The organism is Lentzea sp. NPDC051838, assembly GCF_040681245.1.
Classification (GTDB): Bacteria; Actinomycetota; Actinomycetes; order Mycobacteriales; family Pseudonocardiaceae; genus Lentzea.
This window is the reverse complement of sequence record NZ_JBFAYI010000001.1, coordinates 872072-889812: the sequence shown is the minus strand read 5'-3', so window position 1 is coordinate 889812 and position 17741 is coordinate 872072. Positions and strand designations below refer to the sequence as shown.

At 68.8% G+C, this 17741-nt stretch carries 23 protein-coding genes; 12 read left to right on the top strand and 11 right to left on the bottom strand.

All coding sequences use genetic code 11. The features are described 5' to 3' along the window. Nucleotides 1-52: 52 nt before the first annotated feature. Both AB0M24_RS03950 and AB0M24_RS03945 read left to right on the top strand, forming a co-directional pair. Complete coding sequence (locus AB0M24_RS03950; protein ID WP_363760678.1) at nt 53-652, top strand: thioredoxin domain-containing protein; 600 nt, start codon at nt 53-55, stop codon at nt 650-652. Further along, nucleotides 649-1185, top strand: coding sequence for a vitamin K epoxide reductase family protein (locus tag AB0M24_RS03945; protein WP_363760675.1), 537 nt, complete (start codon nt 649-651; stop codon nt 1183-1185). The genes AB0M24_RS03950 and AB0M24_RS03945 overlap by 4 nt, the downstream gene beginning before the upstream one ends. On the opposite strand, the gene AB0M24_RS03940 is transcribed toward AB0M24_RS03945, so the two are convergent. Both AB0M24_RS03940 and AB0M24_RS03935 read right to left on the bottom strand, forming a co-directional pair. Further along, nucleotides 1182-1667: a hypothetical protein gene (locus tag AB0M24_RS03940; RefSeq protein WP_363760672.1), complete on the bottom strand. Its 486-nt coding sequence runs from the start codon at nt 1665-1667 to the stop codon at nt 1182-1184. The two genes, AB0M24_RS03945 and AB0M24_RS03940, sit on opposite strands and share 4 nt — an antisense overlap. Continuing rightward, on the bottom strand, nt 1667-2482 hold the full coding sequence (locus AB0M24_RS03935; protein WP_363760669.1) for a helix-turn-helix transcriptional regulator: 816 nt from the start codon (nt 2480-2482) through the stop codon (nt 1667-1669). The genes AB0M24_RS03940 and AB0M24_RS03935 overlap by 1 nt, the downstream gene beginning before the upstream one ends. A gap of 86 nt (nt 2483-2568) precedes the next feature. Between AB0M24_RS03935 and AB0M24_RS03930 the strand changes: the two genes are divergently transcribed. Continuing rightward, nucleotides 2569-3336 carry an SDR family oxidoreductase gene (locus tag AB0M24_RS03930; protein ID WP_363760665.1) on the top strand — a complete coding sequence of 256 codons (768 nt, stop codon included), beginning with the start codon at nt 2569-2571 and terminating at the stop codon, nt 3334-3336. On the opposite strand, the gene AB0M24_RS03925 is transcribed toward AB0M24_RS03930, so the two are convergent. Together AB0M24_RS03925 and AB0M24_RS03920 are read right to left on the bottom strand one after the other, a co-directional pair. Then, the gene (locus AB0M24_RS03925; RefSeq protein ID WP_363760662.1) at nt 3333-3863 is read right to left on the bottom strand and encodes an HAD-IA family hydrolase; all 531 of its coding nucleotides are present in this window, start codon (nt 3861-3863) and stop codon (nt 3333-3335) included. The two genes, AB0M24_RS03930 and AB0M24_RS03925, sit on opposite strands and share 4 nt — an antisense overlap. Next, nucleotides 3860-4597, bottom strand: a complete 738-nt coding sequence (locus AB0M24_RS03920; RefSeq protein WP_363760660.1) for a DeoR/GlpR family DNA-binding transcription regulator — start codon at nt 4595-4597, stop codon at nt 3860-3862. Before AB0M24_RS03920 ends, AB0M24_RS03925 begins: the two co-directional genes overlap by 4 nt. A gap of 8 nt (nt 4598-4605) precedes the next feature. On the opposite strand from AB0M24_RS03920, the gene AB0M24_RS03915 reads away from it, so the two are divergent. Genes AB0M24_RS03915 through AB0M24_RS03895 form a run of 5 tightly spaced genes read left to right on the top strand, consistent with a single transcriptional unit; the run spans nt 4606 to nt 7960 of the window. Continuing rightward, a complete protein-coding gene (locus tag AB0M24_RS03915; RefSeq protein ID WP_363760657.1) occupies nt 4606-5841 on the top strand; it encodes an MFS transporter in 1236 nt (411 codons plus the stop codon). 10 nt (nt 5842-5851) lie between these two features. Beyond that, nucleotides 5852-6523 carry an RraA family protein gene (locus AB0M24_RS03910; RefSeq protein ID WP_363760654.1) on the top strand — a complete coding sequence of 224 codons (672 nt, stop codon included), beginning with the start codon at nt 5852-5854 and terminating at the stop codon, nt 6521-6523. 4 nt (nt 6524-6527) lie between these two features. After that, nucleotides 6528-7094: a TIGR03086 family metal-binding protein gene (locus tag AB0M24_RS03905; RefSeq protein WP_363760651.1), complete on the top strand. Its 567-nt coding sequence runs from the start codon at nt 6528-6530 to the stop codon at nt 7092-7094. A gap of 48 nt (nt 7095-7142) precedes the next feature. Further along, complete coding sequence (locus AB0M24_RS03900) at nt 7143-7541, top strand: VOC family protein (protein ID WP_363760648.1); 399 nt, start codon at nt 7143-7145, stop codon at nt 7539-7541. Nucleotides 7542-7546: 5 nt separating this feature from the next. Then, nucleotides 7547-7960: a YciI family protein gene (locus AB0M24_RS03895; protein ID WP_363761566.1), complete on the top strand. Its 414-nt coding sequence runs from the start codon at nt 7547-7549 to the stop codon at nt 7958-7960. A gap of 129 nt (nt 7961-8089) precedes the next feature. On the opposite strand, the gene AB0M24_RS03890 is transcribed toward AB0M24_RS03895, so the two are convergent. From AB0M24_RS03890 to AB0M24_RS03875, 4 genes are all read right to left on the bottom strand, one after another. Beyond that, nucleotides 8090-11227: a S8 family serine peptidase gene (locus AB0M24_RS03890; protein ID WP_363760644.1), complete on the bottom strand. Its 3138-nt coding sequence runs from the start codon at nt 11225-11227 to the stop codon at nt 8090-8092. A gap of 113 nt (nt 11228-11340) precedes the next feature. Beyond that, nucleotides 11341-11847: a hypothetical protein gene (locus AB0M24_RS03885; RefSeq protein WP_363760641.1), complete on the bottom strand. Its 507-nt coding sequence runs from the start codon at nt 11845-11847 to the stop codon at nt 11341-11343. A 45-nt stretch (nt 11848-11892) separates the two neighbouring features. Next, entirely contained in the window at nt 11893-12573 is a 681-nt protein-coding gene (locus AB0M24_RS03880; RefSeq protein WP_363760638.1) for an aspartate/glutamate racemase family protein, read from the bottom strand. Between the two features lie 9 nt (nt 12574-12582). Then, complete coding sequence (locus tag AB0M24_RS03875; protein WP_363760635.1) at nt 12583-13137, bottom strand: TIGR03086 family metal-binding protein; 555 nt, start codon at nt 13135-13137, stop codon at nt 12583-12585. Nucleotides 13138-13204: 67 nt separating this feature from the next. Here AB0M24_RS03875 and AB0M24_RS03870 point away from each other — a divergent pair, with 67 nt between their 5' ends. Continuing rightward, nucleotides 13205-13978 carry a helix-turn-helix domain-containing protein gene (locus tag AB0M24_RS03870; protein WP_363760632.1) on the top strand — a complete coding sequence of 258 codons (774 nt, stop codon included), beginning with the start codon at nt 13205-13207 and terminating at the stop codon, nt 13976-13978. Here AB0M24_RS03870 and AB0M24_RS03865 read toward each other — a convergent pair. Then, nucleotides 13971-14408 (bottom strand): VOC family protein, encoded by a 438-nt coding sequence (locus tag AB0M24_RS03865; protein WP_363760629.1) that lies wholly within the window; start codon nt 14406-14408, stop codon nt 13971-13973. The two genes, AB0M24_RS03870 and AB0M24_RS03865, sit on opposite strands and share 8 nt — an antisense overlap. Nucleotides 14409-14516: 108 nt before the next feature. Between AB0M24_RS03865 and AB0M24_RS03860 the strand changes: the two genes are divergently transcribed. The 3 genes from AB0M24_RS03860 (at nt 14517) to infA (ending at nt 16255) form a co-directional block, all read left to right on the top strand. Next, the gene (locus AB0M24_RS03860) at nt 14517-15107 is read left to right on the top strand and encodes a LysE family translocator (RefSeq protein ID WP_363760626.1); all 591 of its coding nucleotides are present in this window, start codon (nt 14517-14519) and stop codon (nt 15105-15107) included. Nucleotides 15108-15285: 178 nt separating this feature from the next. Further along, nucleotides 15286-16044 carry a GNAT family N-acetyltransferase gene (locus AB0M24_RS03855; RefSeq protein WP_363760623.1) on the top strand — a complete coding sequence of 253 codons (759 nt, stop codon included), beginning with the start codon at nt 15286-15288 and terminating at the stop codon, nt 16042-16044. Beyond that, nucleotides 16034-16255 carry a translation initiation factor IF-1 gene (gene infA, locus AB0M24_RS03850; RefSeq protein WP_363760620.1) on the top strand — a complete coding sequence of 74 codons (222 nt, stop codon included), beginning with the start codon at nt 16034-16036 and terminating at the stop codon, nt 16253-16255. Before AB0M24_RS03855 ends, infA begins: the two co-directional genes overlap by 11 nt. Here infA and AB0M24_RS03845 read toward each other — a convergent pair. Further along, nucleotides 16239-17492: an RNA polymerase sigma factor gene (locus tag AB0M24_RS03845; RefSeq protein WP_363760617.1), complete on the bottom strand. Its 1254-nt coding sequence runs from the start codon at nt 17490-17492 to the stop codon at nt 16239-16241. The genes infA and AB0M24_RS03845 overlap by 17 nt on opposite strands. 7 nt (nt 17493-17499) lie before the next feature. Then, nucleotides 17500-17730, bottom strand: a complete 231-nt coding sequence (locus tag AB0M24_RS03840; protein ID WP_363760615.1) for a hypothetical protein — start codon at nt 17728-17730, stop codon at nt 17500-17502. Nucleotides 17731-17741: the final 11 nt, after the last annotated feature.

The window sequence follows — 17741 nt, the reverse complement described above, 5'->3', positions numbered from 1 at the left end:
TCCCGAAGGTCCTCGGCCCATTTCCCAGCCTTCGTCGGAGGTTTCTTCAGCCATGTCCAAGAACGCCCGTCTGTCCCTGATCATCGTCGCCGTCGTCGCGGTGGTGGTCGCCGGTTTCTTCCTGTTCTCCCGCAACGACACCACGGCCGCGCCACAGTCGAGTGACGGCAAGGTGTCCGTCGTCGAGTACCTCGACGTGGAGTGCCCGTCCTGCCGCGCCGCCTACCCCGGCGTGGAGAAGCTCAAGAGCGAGTACGGCGACCGCGTCACGTTCGCCATCAAGCACTTCCCGCTGCCCATGCACCGCAACGCCGAGCTGGCCGCGATCGCCGTCGAGGCCGCCGACGTGCAGGGCAAGAAGGACGCGATGTTCAAGGCGTTGTTCGACTCGCAGCAGGAGTGGGGCGGCCAGCAGACGTCGCAGCGCGCCGCGTTCGTCGGCGTCGCGCAGCAGGTCGGCCTCGACACGGCCGCGTTCGAGAAGGCGCTCGACGACCCGGCGCTGCGGGACCGCGTGCTGGCGTCGCGGACCGAGGGATCGAAGCTCGGCGTGCAGGGGACGCCGACGTTCTTCATCAACGGCACCAAGTTCAGCGGCGCGCCGTCGTACGACAACCTCAAGGCCGCGATCGACCGGGAGCTCGCCAAGTGAACCGGATCGTCGCGTGGGTGCTCGCGCTCGGCGGGTTCGTCGGCCTGGTCGCCTCGTCCGTGCTGACGATCGAGAAGATCGCGCTGCTCAAGGACCCGTTCTACGTGCCGACGTGCAGCATCAACCCGGTGCTGAGCTGCGGCTCGATCATGAAGACCGCGCAGGCAGAGGCGTTCGGGTTCCCGAACCCGCTGATCGGCATCGCGGGCTTCGCGGTCGTGACGACCGTGGGCGTCCTGCTGCTCGCCGGGGTGACGTTGCCGCGGTGGGTGTGGATCGGGCTGCAGGTCGGCGTGACGTCCGGCGTGCTGTTCGTGCACTGGCTGATCTTCCAGTCGCTGTACGAGATCGGCGCGCTGTGCCCGTACTGCATGGTCGTGTGGGCGGTGACGATCCCGATCTTCTGGTACACGACGCTGCGCAACATCAAGCCGGACTTCCAGTACCACAGCGTCGTGCTGATCCTGTGGTACCTGTTGATCGCGGCCGGGGTGCTGCAGGCGTTCTGGTTCTACTGGTCGACGCTCTTCTAGAACCAGCGCGCCCATCCGGAGTTCGCGAAGATCGTCAGGCCTGGGCCGCCCGGCAGGATGTTGCGCTCGTTCAGCCGGGGCGCGTCCCAGTCGAGCACCATGCCGTCGTCGAGGTGCAGCAGCCCGAACGCCTCGGCCACCAGGGAGTCCACGTCACGCGCCTGCACCGTCCAGTACCGCCCCGCCAGCCAGTCGGGGTCGGCCTGGTGCGGGTGCGTGACGAGGAACGCCACCTCGCAGCGTGCCTGCACCGCCGTGTCACGGAAGTAGTGCGCGAACGGCAGCGCGGGGTCGTCGGCGAGGCGGGGTGTGGGTTCGTGGTCGCGGAGGCCGAGGAAGTCGTGCTGGCGGAACCACACCGTCGTGCACGTGTGGTCGTCGAGGCGTTCGGTCTTCGCGTCGACCAGGTTGAACGGGCCGAACGCGTCCAGGTCGAGGTGACCGGGCGCGTAGAACGCCGCGGCCAGCAGCTTGCGGCCCATCACCCAACCGTAGCGCCGAGCACTCCCAGGAACTCCAGGGCCTCGGCCGCCGGAGATCCGACCGGTGCGCTGTAGAGCACGAGGTACTGGTCGCGGTCCGTGAGCGCGAGCGAGTCGCAGTCGACGGTGATCGGCCCGACCACCGGGTGGCGGAACGTCTTCGTGAGCGTCGGCGCGGCCTGCACGTCGTGCCGATCCCAGAGCCGGGCGAAGTCCTGGTCGGCACGAAGCTCGTCGATGAGACCGGTGACCGCCGGATCCGCCGGGTAGCGGGCCAGGGTGGCACGCAGTCGCATCACGGCGTGGTGCCGGAACTCGGCGGTGTCGGAGACCCCCGACAACAGCGGTGGTCCCAGGAACACCCGGCGCGCGAGGTTGCGGTCCTGCGAGGCGAAGTCGCCCATCAGCGCGGCCGCGAGGTCGTTCCACGCCAGCACCTCGAACACGGCGGACGTCACGAACGCGGCGGTCTGCGGCAGCCGTTCGAGCAGCGCGAGGATGCTCGGCCGGACGTCGCGCCGATGCAGCCCGGTGCGGACCGGGGCACTGCCCGCGAGGACGTGCAGGTGGTCGGACTCCGCGTCGGTGAGCCGCAGCGCGCCCGCGAGACCGGCGAGGACCTCCCCCGACGGCCACGGCGCCCTGCCCTGTTCGAGCCGGATGTAGTACTCGGTGGAGATGTGCGCGAGGACCGCGACCTCCTCGCGGCGCAGGCCCGGTGTGCGTCGCCGCGGACCGGAGGGCAGACCGACGTCCTCCGGGGTGAGCCGTTCGCGGCGGCTGCGGAGGAACGCGCCGAGCTCCTGCTTGTCCATACCCCGAGTCTGCCCTTCTCGCGGCCGCTGATCCTGGTACTACCTGTGCCTGCATCCGTTCGGGGCGCCGCGCTGACATTGGTGTCATGACTCAGAACAACGCACTGCTCACCGGCAAGGTCGTCTTCATCACCGGAGCGAGCCGCGGCATCGGGGCGGCCGCGGCCAGGCTCTTCGCCGCCGAGGGTGCCTCCGTCGTGCTCGCCGCCCGCAGCCGGGAACCGCTCGACCTCCTCGTGAAGGAGATCCGTACGGCGGGCGGTGTCGCGGACGCCGTGACCATGGACCTCGCCGACCGCGCGAGCATCCGTGCCGCCGTCGATCGTGTCGAGGAGCTGCACGGACGGCTCGACGGCGCGTTCAACAACGGTGCCACCATCCAGCACCCAGGACCGCTCGACACCACCAGCGACGAGGACGTCGACGTGCAGTTCGCCGTGAACTTCCGCGCCCATTGGGTCGCGATGACGGCCGAGGCCGCGTTGATGCGACGGGGAGGTGCCGGCGCGATCGTCAACACGTCCAGCATCGGCAGCCGGCGCGCCAACCCCGCCCTGCCCGCGTACGCGGCGATGAAGCGGGCGCTCAACTCCCTCACCGAGACCGCGGCCGTCACCTGGGCGCCCCAGGGAATCCGGGTCAACGGCATCACGCCCGGCGGCACGGCCACGGAGATGATCGACGCGTGGGAGGCGGCGACTCCCGGTGTCGTCGACCGCATCACCGCTTCGACACCGTTGGGGCGCATGGCCGAGCCGCGTGAGGTCGCCGAAGTGGCCGCGTGGCTGCTCAGCGATCGCGCGTCGATGGTGACGGGCGCGATCGTGCCGGTCGACGGCGGCGCCGGGGCCTAGAGCAGGAAGCGCAGGCCGTCGATGCCGGTGAAGTGGTGGCCGCGCATGCCGAGCCGTTCGGCGGCCTCGACGTTCTCCTGCTTGTCGTCGACGAACAGGATGTCGTCGTCGCCGAGCCGTTCGCGGCACCACTCGAACGCCTCCGCTTCCGGCTTGGCGTGGCCGATGCGGCACGAGAACCCGCGCACCTCGAACAGGTCGAGCCACGCGTAGGTGCGTTCGAAGTTCCGGGCGTGGTCCTCGGGGATGTTGGACAGCAACGCGATCCGCTGCTCGGCCCGGTTCAGCGCGTGCAGGAACGCGACCATCTCGTAGTCGACCCGGCTCCAGCTCTGGACGTCCAGGTCGACGAGCGACGGGTGGCCGACGAGGTCCCAGTACTCGTCCGCGGTCACGTCGCCGCGGTCGTAGGCGGGGCGGTGCTCCCAGTAGGAGTCCCAGAACTCGTCCGAGGTGCTCATCTGCTGCATCACCAGGGGTGACTGGTCGCGTGCGATCACGCCGAACATGTCGAACAGCACGATCACGCCGTCACCACCGTCACGCCCGCGGATTCCAGGCCTTCGTCGCCGTCCGCGTCGGTCACCACCGCGTCCAAAGAGGACGCCGGCGCGACGAACGCCAGCGCGGTGCGGGTCAGTTTCGAGGCGTCGACGGCGGCGATCACGCGCCGGGCCGAGGCGATGGCGGTGCGTTTCACCGAGGCGTCCTCCAGGTCGAAAGCGGTGAGGCCGTGCGAGGCGGACAGGCCGCAGCATCCGATCACGGCGGTGTCGAAGCGCAAGGCCTGCAACGAAGCGAGCGTCAACGGTCCGGTCAGCGCGAGCTCGCCGGGCCGCGGTCGTCCGCCCGGTACGAGCAGCGTGAGAGAGGTGCTGGAGGACAGCGCGTTGACGGCGTGCAGCGAGAGAGGCATCACGGTCATGCGGCGGTCGTGCAGCAGACGAGCGACCTCTAGACACGTGGTGCCGCTGTCGAGCACGACCGACTCACCATCCGCGATCAGGCCCGCGACGGCCGCGGCGATGCGGCGCTTGGCGTCCATGTTCTCGTCGGTGCGCAGCGCGAACGGGGGCTCCTCGCCGCGCAACAGCAGGCTGCGGGCGCCGCCCCGATAGCGTTCGAGGACGCCCTGAGCTGCGAGAACCTCCAGGTCGCGGCGAATGGTCATCTCGGACGCACCGGTCAGCGTCGCCAGGTCGGCCACGCCGAGGGAGCCGGCGTCGCGCACGGCCTCGGTGATCTGCTTCAAGCGGGACACGATCGCGATTGAACATCAGTGGTGTTCGAAACACAACCTTTCGAACACGGCAACCGTTCGTTAGCGTGAAGCATGTGAACGCTCTCAAGGCCGCGCGGGTGGCCACCTTCACGTACTTCGCGCTCAACGGGTTCCTGCTCGGGCTGTGGCTCGTGCACATCCCGACCGTCGAGCAGCGCACCGGCATCGACCACGCCGAGCTCGGCCGGTTGCTGCTGCTGCTCGGCCTGGGCGCGTTCGTGGGCATGAGGGTCGGCGGCAGGATCACCGACAGCAGGGGCGTGAAACTGATCCTGCCGATCGCGGGCGTGTTCAACAGCGTCACGGCCGTGCTGCCCGGTCTGGCCGTCGGGCAGTGGACGCTCGGTGCGGCGCTGCTCATCTTCGGCATCGGCAACGGCCTGATCGACGTGAGCATGAACGCGCACGCCGTGGTGGTGGAGCGCCACTACGAACGCCCTGTCATGTCGGCCTTCCACGCGACGTGGTCGCTCGGCGGTGTGGCGGCGGCGTTGATCGGTTCCCGCACGCTCAGCTGGGAGCTCTCCCCCGCTGTCACGCTCGGGTCGGCGGCGGTGCTGGGTGTCGTGGTCAGCGTCGTACTGGCTCGGATGTTGCTCGACGAGAAGGAAGAGCAGCACGTCCAGGCCACCGGCAAGCGCAAGGTGCCGCGCCGGATCTGGGTGATGGCCGTGCTCGCGGGTCTGGTGATGCTGAGCGAGGGCGCGGCGTACGACTGGAGCGCGCTGCACCTGCAGGACGTCCTCGACGCGTCGCCGGACATCGCGGCGCTCGCGTACGGCGCGTTCGCGACGACGATGACCGGTGGGCGGCTGCTCGCGGACCGGATCACCGCTCGGGTGGGCTCCGTCGCGGTGCTGCGCTGGGGTTCGGCGATCGGTGCGGTGGGGATCGTGACGGCGGCGTTGTCGCCGTGGATCTGGCTGGCGCTCATCGGCTGGGCGATCGCCGGAGCCGGGCTCGCGGGCACGGTCCCGCAGTTGTTCAGCGCCGCCGGACACGCGGAACCGGGTGCGGCCGCGGCGAACATGTCGCGGGTGGTCGGGATCGGGTACGTCGGCGTGCTGGCCGGGCCGGCGGTGATCGGGTGGCTGACGCACCTGGTGCCGCTCAACATCGCGTTCTTGCTGCCCGTGGTGTTCTGCGTGGTGGCGGCGGTGTCGGCGAACGTGCTGCGGAACGACTCGCGCACCGAGTCCACCGAGAAAGCGGTGTCGGCGTAAGAATCTGCGCATGGATCTCGCTGAGTTGGATCTCACCACCGCGCACCTCGCCGACGCCTGCATCCGGGCGAACATCCCGGTCCGCACGGTTACCCTCACGCCGGTCATCCCCGGCACCAAGACGGCGGGCCGCGTCCTGCCCGCCCGGCACGCGGGCAGCGTCGACGTCTTCCTGGAGGCCGTAGAACGCTCGCAGCCCGGCGACGTGCTGGTCGTCGACAACGACGGCCGCACCGACGAGGCGTGCGTGGGCGACCTGATCGTCCTCGAAGCCCGCGCCGCCGGGCTCGCCGGTGTCGTGATCTGGGGACTGCACCGCGACACCCAGGACATCCGCGCGATCGGGCTGCCGGTGTTCAGCCTCGGTGCGAACCCCACGGGCCCGCTCAGCTTGCGGGACCGTGCGCCCGAGGCTCTCTCGACGGCGGAGGTCGACCAGTGGACGGTCACCACGGACGACGTGGTGTTCGGCGACGACGACGGCGTGCTGTTCGTGCCGGTCGCCGACGTCGAAGCCGTGCTGGCCAAAGCCGCCGGGATCCGTGACGTTGAACGAGCGCAGGCCGAGCGCGTCAGGCAGGGTGAGTCCCTGCGCAGCCAGCTGAAGTTCGGCGACTACCTGGCGAGCGGGCTGACGTTCCGCGAGCATCTGCGCAAGATCGGCGGCGCCGTCGAGGAGTGAGGCCATGATCGCGGACAGGTACCGGGCTCGTGCAGAAGCTTTCGAGGCAAAGGTCGCGGCAGTGCGCGCGGACCAGTGGACGAACGCGTCGCCGTGTGCCAAGTGGACCGCTCTTGAGGTCGTGGACCACGTCATCGAGATGCACGGCGTGATGCTCGGCGTCCAGATTCCGCGCACCGACGATCCTCTGACGGACTTCCGCGAGGCCCGGCGCCAGGTGCAAGAGGCGCTGGACTCGGATCGAGCGACGTCCGAGGTCGCGACGCCGATGGGCCCGATGATGCTGGAGGACCACGTCGACCAGGTCGTGAGCGACGACCTCGTGCTGCACGGCTGGGACCTCGCCCGCGCCACCGGCCAGGACGAGACGATCCCCGCACCCGACGTGGAACGCCTCTGGGCTTCGGCGCGGTCCGTGCCCGCCGACCTCATGGAACGCTTCCGCACGCCCGGCGCGTTCGGTCCGGACATCGAGGTCTACGGGCCCGAAGTCGTCGTCGGCGAGGACGCCCCGCTGCAGGACCGGCTGCTCGGGTATGTGGGTCGCGACCCCGTGTCGAAATCGGTCTGAGCACTTCGACGGGTCGGTGCAAGGCCACCGCTGAGAGGAACTTTCACCATGGACTGGACCCTGGAAGTCGTCGTCGTGCCGGTCTCGGACATCGACCGCTCCAAGCGCTTCTACGAAGAGCAGCTCGGTTTCAAGGTCGACCACGACACGACGTTCAACGAGGACACCCGCGTCCTGCAGCTCACCCCGCCCGGCTCCGGCTGCTCGATCGTGCTGGGCAAGGGCATCGTCAGGGGCGAGCCCGGCACGCTGAAGGGCGTGCAGCTGGTCGTCTCCGACCTGGAGAAGGCCCGCGCGCAGCTGGTCGAACGCGGCGTCGAGGTCGGCGAGATCGTGCGCATGAACGAGGCGGACGGCGGGTCGTTCATCTTCTTCGACGACCCGGACGGCAACAGCTGGGCCGTGCAGGAGATCAAGGCTCGCGCTACCGGTGGGGAGTGGAAGTGAAGTACATGCTGGTCAGCTACGGCGGCAACCAGGAGGACTGGGAGGGCCTCGCCGCGTGGTCGGACGAGGACATGCACCGCATGATCAACTACATGCGGGCGCTGGACGCCGAGCTGCGTGCGTCCGGTGAGCTGCTGCAGTCGGAGGGACTGAGCGGTCCGGCGCGGGCGTTCGTGGTGCGTGGCGGCGACGACGGCAAACCGAGCGTCGTGGACGGGCCGTTCGCGGAGTCCAAGGAGGTCATCGCCGGGTACTGGGTGGTCGACGTGGCCAGCGAGGAACGGCTGCTGGAGATCGCGCAGAAGTGCTCGGCGTGTCCTGGGCCTGGCGGGAAGCTCCTGAACCAGCCGATCGAGGTGCACCCGATCATGAGCGCGCCCGATGTCGACCCGGACACGTTGGCGCCGTACCAGAAGTAGAGGAACGGGGCCGGGCTGTCCGGGCGCGGTGGGGTGGGGCGACTGGGCGTGGAGCTGGGTCGCCGGACGCCGTGGAGTTGGGGGGAGGGGCCGGGTAGTCCGAGCCCCTCCCCCGCTATTTCCGTTGCGTCACTTCAGGTCGTACGCGCGGATGATGGTCTGCTGAACCTCACCACCCGAGTCCGCCGCCCGAGCCTTGAACGACACGTTCTTGGCCCCGTGCGGGTGGAACAACGTGACCTTCCAGCCGCCCCGCGTCTTCTGCAACGGCACCGGCTTCCACGTCTTGCCCTCGTCGAAGGACATCTGCACCGCCGGGTCCTTGATGTCGGTCACCACACCGGTTCCGTTGCGCTCCACCGTGATCGGCACGGTGACGACGCGACCGGCGCGGTTGAGCTCGTCCAGCCGGGGCGCGAACCGGACCGCCAGCAGCGGCACCGGCTTGTACTCCTCGCCCGCGACGAACTCCGACGTGAACTGCCAGTCGGCGGTGATCTGCGACGACTGCGAGTCGCGCGTGGCCTCGACGTGGGCCTGGTAGCGCTTCTTCTCCGCCGGCACGTCCGCGATGTTCGCCGAGCCCGCGTACGGCCGGTCGGAGATGACCTTGCCGTCGAGGGTCACGACGGTGCGGCCGGTGTGGGCGCCGCCGCCGAACATGCCCTGTGCGGCGAAGATCGGCACGTCGAGCCGCAGCCGGTTGCCGGAGCGGCCGGCGAACCGCACGTAGCGCGAGTCGTTCGGCAGACCGGGGCCGTAGACGGCGCTGTTCCAGTGCTCGGTGACCGGCTTGCCGAGCTTGAAGACGCGCGGCTGGGCCGAGTACTGGTAGCCGTGGCCGGGGTACTCGCCGAGCTTCGCGAACTCGGTGAGCGAGCCGGACCAGTCGACGTCGGGCGTGTAGAACTCCTTGAGCCGCAACGGCAACGGACCGGAGGCGCCGTTGTCGCGCTGGCCGATCGAACCCGGCACGCGGGCGTGCGTCACCGAGTTCACGCGAGCCAGGTCGCGGTCGCGCACCGTGCGCTGGACGTCCGCCGGCACGCGGCCCTTCTCGGAGATCCGCACGTGGTACTGGTACGGGCTGCCGTCGAACTTGCCGTTGGCGTCGGGCTTGGCCATGACCGTCTGCGCGTAGAACCCGAACTTCGGCCACGACGTCTTGGACGCACGGATGAAGAACCCGTCGAACGAGTTCATCAGCCAGGTGCCGCCGGTCTCGCCCCAGTTCGCCTGCATGTTGAAGCCCAGCTCAGCGGTCGCCGACTTGGCTTCCTGCTCCAGCGCGATCGACGGCTGGGTGGCCTGACGCGCGTCGAACACCAGGTCGGTCGGGCCCGTGATCTCCAGCGCCGGTTCGGTCAGCGTGGTGGACGAACCGCGTTGCGCCGGGTCGGCGGGAGGCGTGTAGATCGAGCCGTCGAGGAAGAACGTGCCCTTGGGCAGGCGCTGCACCAAAGTGCCCGACGGGTCGAACCGGAAGTACGCCATCGGCTGGTTCACGTCGACGAACCGGTAGGTGTAGTCCGGCGTCGCCTTGCCGTTGCGGTCGAGGAACGTGATCTTCACGTCGTAGCTCTCGACCTCCTTCACCACACCGATCGGCACGCGCACACCGTCGGACGACACCACGACGGCGCCGTAGATCGCGTCGGGTGCGGCCACGCGGGTGTCGGCGGTGACGACGGCGTCGGCGGACCCACCGGCGGGGATCGTCAGCTTCGACGGCGACACGCTGAACAGCGACCCGGCGGGCTTCACGTCGGCGACGCTCAGGTCGATCGTCACGTCCGTGGTGCCGCTGTTGCGGTAGGTCAGCTTCTGCGTGATGGCCTTGTCGTCGTCGTGCGGCCACAACGCCGTGCCCAAGGACAAGCTTCCCGCCGACGTCGTCACGGCGGACGACACCGCACGGGCCACGTCGAGACGTCCGGAACCCTGCTCGTAGACGGTCAGCGACGGGTTCGGCTTGGCGCTGTTCATCAGCGCGGCCTTCAGGTCACCGGCCTTCCACGACGGGTGCTGCGAGGCGAAGATCGCCGCCGCGCCCGCCACGTGCGGGGTGGCCATCGACGTGCCGGACAGCGCGACGTGCCCCTCGTCGACCGGCGTGCCGATCTGCCCGTTCTTCGCCTTCGCCGCCACGATGTCGACGCCCGGCGCGGTGATGTCGGGCTTGATCGCGTTGTTCACCCAGCGCGGGCCGCGCGAGGAGAACTCGGCGAGCTTGTCGTCGCGGTCCACGGCGCCGACGGTGAGGGCAGCGTCGGCGGACGCGGGTGAGCCGACCGTGCCACCGGAGTTGCCGGCGGCGACGACGAACAACGCGCCGGTCTGCTCGGTGATCTTGTTGAGCGCCAGCGACATCGGGTCGGTGCCCTCGTCGGGCCACGAGCTGCCGAGGCTCATGTTGATCACGCGAGCCTTGGTGGCGGCCCACTCCATGCCGGCGATGATGTCGCTCTCGCGGCCGCCGCCGTAGTCGCCGAGCACCTTGCCGTTGACGAGCTTCGAGTCAGGCGCGATGCCCTTGTACTTGCCCTCGCCCGTGATCGTGGAGGCGACGTGCGTGCCGTGGCCGAGGCGGTCGTCGGTGGTGTCGCTGTCGCTGAAGTTCTTCGACTCGACGACGGCGCCCGCGAGGTCCGGGTGCGTCTCGTCGACACCGGTGTCGAGCACGGCGACCGTGACGTCCTTGCCCGTCAGGCCCTTCGCCCACGCCTGGGGTGCGCCGACCTGCGCGGCGCTGCGGTCCAGCGACGCGGTGACCTTGCCGTCGAGCCAGATCTTCCCGGTGCCCGCCGCCCGAGCCCCGGTCCAGAATCCGCTGTTCTTCTCGACAGTGACGGCGTGTGCGTTGATGCTCGGCAACGACTCCGCGTTCGCCGCGCTGATCCCCTGCCCCTGCACGATCAGCGGAACGGTCTTGCTGGAGGCGTCGTCGTAACCGGATCTCGCGAGCAGCGAGACGTCGAACAGCCGCGGGTCGAGCTCACCGGAGTTGAGCCTCGCCTGCGCATCCTCGGGAACGACGTGGAGGTCGCCCTTCGGATCCTTGAAGGTGCGGAAACGGACGTTGTCCCTGCCCCTGACCTGGACCTTGCCGTTGGTGACGACGACCTCGTCACCGGTGACGAGCGTGACCTTGGTGGTCAGCCCGTCGGCCTGCACCTCTTGTTGTTGTGGTGCCGCGGAAACCGGAACGGCTGCCGTGGCGGCAACCACGACAGCCGTCAGACCCGCGGCCAGATGTGATCGTTTCAACGCGAACTCCCCTGGTTCACCGATGGAGGTATAGCCCTCAGTGACTAAGACCCCGCTCAGCGTGTCCGCGTTGGCACCTGCGCCACATCACTTCTTCACAGAATGGCCCGTTTTCAGGTGATCGGGCTGTTCGCCAACGACACGACGGTCCCGACCACCAAGATCGTCGCCACGGTCGGCATGAACCAGTGCGGAAGTGTCCGAGCACGCCACAACGTCCAGATCGCGACGAGCGCGAGCAGGATGCCGAACACGATGCTGCCGAGGTGGCCGATGTCGGTCAGCGGCCGCGCTTCCGGACACACGGGCGGGCAGTAGACGATCGGGAAGCCGTTGGTCAGCGCCGACCAACCGGCGCCGAGGATCCCTGCGCTGGCGACGCCGCCGCCGTTGCCCTGGGCACCAGCCGTGAACGAGATCGCCCACCAGAGCTGGATGAGCGCGATGCCGATCAGCGTGGTCGTCTCGGTCAGGCTCAGCGTCCCGTGCAGGTCGAACAGGCCGACGCCGAAGTCGATGACGATGTGCAGCACGCTCACGAACATCGTCAGCAGGCCGAGCCAGAGCCAGACCGGCATCCGCCAGTCGCGGCCGGACCACGCGAACTGCTCGCTGCGCATCCGTCCACTATCGGCCACGCGCGAGCGATCCGCGCCTCACGTCACTCAGATGGCGCGGTCCACCGCCGCTTCGACGTGCAGGCGAGTCGTCGGGAACACCGGCAGTGGCACGTCGTCCTGGCCGATCAGCAGCTCGATCTCGGTGCAGCCCAGGATGATGCCTTCCGCCCCGTCGAACCGGGCGATCACGTCCTGGTAGGCGCGGCGGGACTCGTCGCGGACGATGCCGAGGCACAGCTCGTCGTAGATGATCCGGTGCACCGTCGCGCGGTCCTCTTCGGACGGAAGCAGCACGCGAAGTCCGTGGGATTCCAGGCGTTCGCGGTAGAACGCCTGGTCCATCGTGAACCCGGTGCCGAGCAGTCCGACTGTGGTGAGCCCGGCCGCCTTGATCGCCGCTGCGGTCGTGTCGCCGAGGTGGATCACCGGGATGTCGACGGCGGCCTGCACCTGGTCGAACACCTTGTGCATGGTGTTGGTGCAGATGAGCAGGAAGTCCGCGCCCGCCGCCTGGACACCGGACGCGGCCTCGGCGAGCGCCTTGCCCGCGTCGTCCCAGCGGCCCTCGACCTGCATGCGTTCGATCTCGGCGAAGTCCACGGAGTGCAGCACGACCTTGGCCGAGTGCAGGCCGCCGACGCGTTCGCGTACCAGCACGTTCGCCAGCCGGTAGTACTCCGCGCTGCTCTCCCAGCTCATCCCGCCCAGCATCCCGATCGTCAGCATGCCGTCCAGTCAAGCACTCCAGCGCGGGTCACGGCCGGTGCGGGCGATCAGCCGCTCCATCGGCGACGCGTCGGCCGGCGGCTCCACGGGAGCCTTGAAGACGTTCCACTCGATGGCCGTCGGGCCCATCTGCGTGACGAGGTTCGAGACCTCGTCGAACACCTCGGTGTCCGGTTCGAAGCTCTGGCCGGTCGCCTGCGCGAGGTCCCAGACGTGGATCGTCAGGTCGAGCAACGCCAGTCCGCCGACGGTCTGCGCGGGCAACCCCATGTTCCCCGCGATGCCCTCGTCGGCACCGGGCTGTCCCCACGCGTCGACGAGCTTGCGCGACTCCTCCGGGTACTGCGCGCGCCAGTCCGGGTAGTTCGGCGTGTGGCTGAAGTCCGCGTCCTGCTTGACGGCGAGCTTCTGGAACTCCACCACGACGTGGAGCAGGTGGTCGAGCAGGGCGCTGACGTCGTAGTCGGCGCACGGGGTGGGCTTGGTCAGGTCGTCGTCGGAGATGGTCGCGATGACGGGCAACGCGTGGTCGCGGGCGCGGTCGAGCAGAACGCTGAGCTTCATGGTTCCGACGCTATGGCCGTGTGGGTTCCGCGCTCTTGAAAAAACGCGCCAACCTAGGATCGGTGCCGTGCCAGAGCCACGCCGCGACACCAGGGGAATCGTGGACGCGCGCGAGCTCTTCTCCCACGTGCGGTTCCGCCGCCGCATGCCGTGCGCCGAGCTCCAGCCGTACTTGGAGCACTACTGGCTGATCGACGGCACGCTCGACGAGCCCTACACCTCCTACGTGGTGCCGCATCCGTCCGTGAACATCGTCTTCGAACACGGGTACGCGCACCCGGAGATCGCCGGGGTGGCGCTGGGACTGTTCAGCCACGTGCTGGACGGGCGGATTCGGGTGGCGGGCGTGCAGTTCCGGCCCGGTGGGTTCCGGCCGTTCCGCGCTGAGCCGGTGTCGCAGTGGACCGGGAAGCGCGTGCGGCTTCCTGACGTGTGCGCGTCGCCAGTGCTGGACGTGGAGGACGAGGATTCCCGAGTGGCCGCGCTCGATCAGTTCCTGCTGGGGATGCGGCCGGTCGCTGATCCCCAGGCGACGTTGGCGATGGAGCTGGTCCAACGAATCCGGGAGGACCGCGAGATCCGCAAGGTCACCGGGTTCGCACAGTCAGCCGGGGTTTCGGTGCGGACGATGCAAAGGCTGTTCGCGGACTACGTCGGGGTGAGCCCGAAGTGGGTGATCCTGCGCTACCGGATCCACGAGGCGTTGGAACGCGCGGAGTCCGAGGTCGAGTGGGCTCGGCTGGCCGCCGACCTCGGTTACAGCGACCAGGCCCACCTCGTGCGCGACTTCACCCAGACCGTCGGAGTGTCTCCCACGGCGTATGCGCGGGCGCTCAGCTGAAGTACTCGCACAGCTCGATGAGCATTCCCTCGGGGCCGCGGACGTAGCAGGTCTTCAGCATGTCCTTGTAGGTCTCGACGTTGCACACCACCTCGCCGCCGTGCGGCTTGATGCGGGCGAGGGTGGCGTCGAGGTCGTCCACGACGAACGCGATGTGCCGCAGGCCCAGGGCGTTGATCGGGGCGTGCGAGCTGCCGTCGATGGCGTCCGGCGTCGCGAACTCGCTGAACTCGACGCGGTACTTGTCGTCCGGCGTGCGCATCATCGCGATCTCGCTCTTGGACCCGTCGAGGCCGATGACGCCGTCGACGAACTCGCCTTCCATGTGCGCCTTGCCTTCGATCTCCATGCCGAGGGCTTCGAAGAACGCGACGGTGGCCGCGAGATCGGTGACGGTCATGCCGACGTGGTGCATGCTCTTGATGCTCATGCCTCTGGGACGGTACTCGCCGCGAGTTCTCGACATCGGAAGTGGACCAACTTGGCGAGCCGATTTTGGCTCTGCTTTCTGGACCGCTTTGACGGCAGGGTGAACCGCATGAGCCTTGCATTCCTGGTCACGACGTTGATCGCGGTCGCCACCCCCGGAACCGGTGTGCTCTACACGTTGTCGGCGGGTCTCGCGCACGGACGGCGGGCGAGCGTCATCGCCGCGTTCGGCTGCACTCTGGGGATCGTGCCGCACGTGCTGGCCACCGTCACGGGGTTGGCGGCGTTGTTGCACGCGAGCGCGTTGGCGTACGAGATCGTGAAGTACCTGGGTGTGGCGTATCTGGCCTATTTGGCGTGGATGACGTTGCGCGACAAGAGCGAACTGGTCGTGGACACCGCCGCGGCGCCCGCGTCGGCGCGCAAGATCGTGGTGTCGGCGGTGCTGATCAACCTGCTCAACCCGAAGCTGACGATCTTCTTCGTGGCGTTCCTGCCGCAGTTCGCCACCGGGTTCGGTCAGATGGTGTCGCTCAGCGCGGTGTTCATGGCGCTGACGTTCGCGGTCTTCGCCGTGTACGGGGTGTTCGCGGCGTCGATGCGCGACCGCGTGCTGGCACGGCCGCGGGTGATGGTGTGGCTGCGCCGGTTCTTCGCCGCCTCGTTCGCAGCTCTGGGCCTCAAGCTGGCGCTGACTTAATTCGGTGGACGAGATCGCCTGATGCTTCTACGGTTCCGGCTGACTGTGACTCGACGCTCGGAGGTGAGACCCATGAACGCTGTAGCGATGTTGGGTGCTCCCCTCGTCGTCACGGTCGGGCGACCGTCGTAGGGGTTGCCGGGAGCGCCTTGATGAGGCACTTCTGAAAGGCGACCCCATGAACACCTTGCGCTTCACCGCGGGCGAACCCGCGGTGGAGATCACCCGGATCACGCCAGGACTGTGGCACGCGCTGGACGACGACCGGGTGACCGGCCGCGCCGAAGCCATCACCAGGCCGGACGGGCGGATCTTCCTCAGCGTCGACGCGTGGCACCGCTCGGTTTTCGACGAGCTGGCCCGCGCGATGCTCACCGCTCTACCCGAAACTCTGCACACCGTGGTCGACGAGACGGATCTTCAGCTGCTGGAAGGCTGGCAGCAGGCGGGGTTCACGATTCGCCGGCGTGAGTGGGAGTACGTCGTGCCCACGCATGTCGCTGAGGCTTCTCCTCCGCCAGGCGTGACGATCGGGCCCGCCGACGTCGATCCGTTGCGGGAGCTGGATCACGTGGTGCGGGCGGAGGTCTCCGCCGCTGTCGGCTGGGAGGAGATGCCGGCCGAGGTGCTGGTCCGTCCTCTGGAGACCGCGAACTACACCGTGGCCGTTCACGACGGCGAATACGCGGGGCTCGTCCGGGTGGCCCAGATGACTCGGCTGCCTCGGATCGGGCTGATAGCGGTGCGCACTTCCTTGCGACGCCGAGGAATTGGCCGTGCGTTGCTGACCCACACGCTCGGTGCTCTGGGCCGGGCCGGGATCCCGGCCGCGTCGGCCGAGGTGAACGAGGCGAATCTTGCTGCTGTGGCGTTGTTCGAGGGCATCGGTGCCCGGCGCGCCGGCAGCACGGTGGAGCTGGTGCGCCATGGCAGGTAAGGGCGGCATCGAGGTCGAGGGCACCGTGATCGAGTGCCTGCGTGACGCCAAGTTCACCGTCGAGCTGGAGAACGGGCACCAGGTCCTGGCGCACATCAGCGGCAAGATCAGGAAGAACTTCATCAAGATCCTGCCGTACGACCGGGTGCTGGTGGAGCTGAGCCCGTACGACCTGAACCGGGCGCGGATCCTGTTCAGGTACCGCAACTAGCGGCGCGCTCCAGCAGCAGCGTCTTCTCGCGCTCGTTGCGGGTGAGCTTCGCCGCCTTCTCGAACTCGGCCTTGGCCTCCTGGGTCCGGCCGAGCTTGAGGAGGAAGTCGCCGCGGACGCTGGGGAGCAGGTGGTAGCCCTGCAACGCCTTCTCCCCGGCGATCTCGTCGACCAGCGCCAGGCCGGCGGCGGGTCCGAAGGCCATGGCCAGGGCCACCGCGCGGTTGAGCTCGACGATCGGTGACGGCGAGATCTGCCCGAGCACCTCGTAGAGCGCGGCGATGCGCTGCCAGTCGGTGTCCTCGGGCTTGCGCGCGCGGCCGTGGCACGCCGCGAGAGCGGCCTGTACGTAGTAGGGACCGGGCGGCTGGTTCAACGCCTCCGCCCGTTCCAACGCCTTGAGGCCGCGGCCGATGAGCAGCCAGTCCCATTTGCCGCGGTCCTGTTCGAGCAGCAGCACGGGTTCGCCGCCGGGGCCGGTGCGGGCCTTCGAGCGCGAGGCCTGGATCTCCATCAACGCGACGAGGCTGTGGACCTCGGCCTCCTTCGGCGCGAGCTCGGCGAGAACCCGTCCGAGCCTCAACGCCTCCGCGCACAGCTCGGGGCGCATCCAGTCGTCGCCCTGGGTGGCGGAGTAGCCCTCGTTGAAGATCAGGTAGAGCACCTCGAGGACACTCGCCAGCCTGGTCTGCAGCTCCGGGCCTTCCGGCACCTCGAACGGCACTCCGGCGTCGGCCAGCGCCTTCTTGGCGCGCACGATCCGTTGCGCCACGGTCGAGTCGCTGACCAGGAACGCGCGGGCGATCTCCTCGGTCTTGAGGCCGCCGAGCATCTTCAACGTCAGCGCGACGCGTGCCTCGGTGCCCAGGACCGGGTGGCAGGCGGTGAAGATGAGGCTCAGCAGGTCGTCGCCGATCTCGTCGTCGACACCCTCGCTGGCGTCCGGCGTGGCCTCTTGGACGTCGCGCCCGATCTCCTCGACCTTGCGGTTGAAGTTCTCGCGCCGCCGGATCTGGTCGATCGCCCGCCGCTTGGCCGTCGTCATCAACCACGCGCCGGGGTTCTTCGGCACGCCTTCGTCCGGCCACTGCTCCAACGCCGCGACCAGCGCGTCCTGGGCCATCTCCTCGGCGAGCCCGACGTCGCGCGTGTACCGGGCGAGCGCGGCGATGACCTTCGCCGACTCCATCCGCCAAACCGCGTCGACGGTGCGGTGCACCGAGGTGGTAGCCCCCATGGAGGCATCAGACCACAGCCACCTGCCGTATTTCCACGACGCACGCCGGAAGGGGGATGCGCTTTATCCGCTCCACGGCTTCCTCGCGGTTGCGGACGTCGATCAGCCAGTACCCGGACACCCCGCAGGCGTGCGGGACGAGATCACCGGCGTCCAGCAGCACGCCCGCGCGTTCGAGGGAGTCGATGTGCAGCGCTGCCAACGGTTTCGGACTTCTGACCCACACCATGAACCGCACCGGGCCTCCTC

What these genes read in the sequence shown, in the direction of transcription:
- AB0M24_RS03950 (WP_363760678.1), top strand. Translation starts at nt 53, where the DNA reads ATGTCCAAGAACGCCCGTCTGTCCCTGATCATCGTCGCCGTCGTCGCG.
- AB0M24_RS03940 (WP_363760672.1), bottom strand. Translation starts at nt 1,667, where the DNA reads ATGGGCCGCAAGCTGCTGGCCGCGGCGTTCTACGCGCCCGGTCACCTC.
- AB0M24_RS03935 (WP_363760669.1), bottom strand. Translation starts at nt 2,482, where the DNA reads ATGGACAAGCAGGAGCTCGGCGCGTTCCTCCGCAGCCGCCGCGAACGG.
- AB0M24_RS03930 (WP_363760665.1), top strand. Translation starts at nt 2,569, where the DNA reads ATGACTCAGAACAACGCACTGCTCACCGGCAAGGTCGTCTTCATCACC.
- AB0M24_RS03910 (WP_363760654.1), top strand. Translation starts at nt 5,852, where the DNA reads ATGGATCTCGCTGAGTTGGATCTCACCACCGCGCACCTCGCCGACGCC.
- AB0M24_RS03905 (WP_363760651.1), top strand. Translation starts at nt 6,528, where the DNA reads ATGATCGCGGACAGGTACCGGGCTCGTGCAGAAGCTTTCGAGGCAAAG.
- AB0M24_RS03900 (WP_363760648.1), top strand. Translation starts at nt 7,143, where the DNA reads ATGGACTGGACCCTGGAAGTCGTCGTCGTGCCGGTCTCGGACATCGAC.
- AB0M24_RS03895 (WP_363761566.1), top strand. Translation starts at nt 7,547, where the DNA reads ATGCTGGTCAGCTACGGCGGCAACCAGGAGGACTGGGAGGGCCTCGCC.
- AB0M24_RS03885 (WP_363760641.1), bottom strand. Translation starts at nt 11,847, where the DNA reads ATGCGCAGCGAGCAGTTCGCGTGGTCCGGCCGCGACTGGCGGATGCCG.
- AB0M24_RS03880 (WP_363760638.1), bottom strand. Translation starts at nt 12,573, where the DNA reads ATGCTGACGATCGGGATGCTGGGCGGGATGAGCTGGGAGAGCAGCGCG.
- AB0M24_RS03875 (WP_363760635.1), bottom strand. Translation starts at nt 13,137, where the DNA reads ATGAAGCTCAGCGTTCTGCTCGACCGCGCCCGCGACCACGCGTTGCCC.
- AB0M24_RS03865 (WP_363760629.1), bottom strand. Translation starts at nt 14,408, where the DNA reads ATGAGCATCAAGAGCATGCACCACGTCGGCATGACCGTCACCGATCTC.
- AB0M24_RS03860 (WP_363760626.1), top strand. Translation starts at nt 14,517, where the DNA reads ATGAGCCTTGCATTCCTGGTCACGACGTTGATCGCGGTCGCCACCCCC.
- AB0M24_RS03855 (WP_363760623.1), top strand. Translation starts at nt 15,286, where the DNA reads ATGAACACCTTGCGCTTCACCGCGGGCGAACCCGCGGTGGAGATCACC.
- infA (WP_363760620.1), top strand. Translation starts at nt 16,034, where the DNA reads ATGGCAGGTAAGGGCGGCATCGAGGTCGAGGGCACCGTGATCGAGTGC.
- AB0M24_RS03845 (WP_363760617.1), bottom strand. Translation starts at nt 17,492, where the DNA reads ATGGGGGCTACCACCTCGGTGCACCGCACCGTCGACGCGGTTTGGCGG.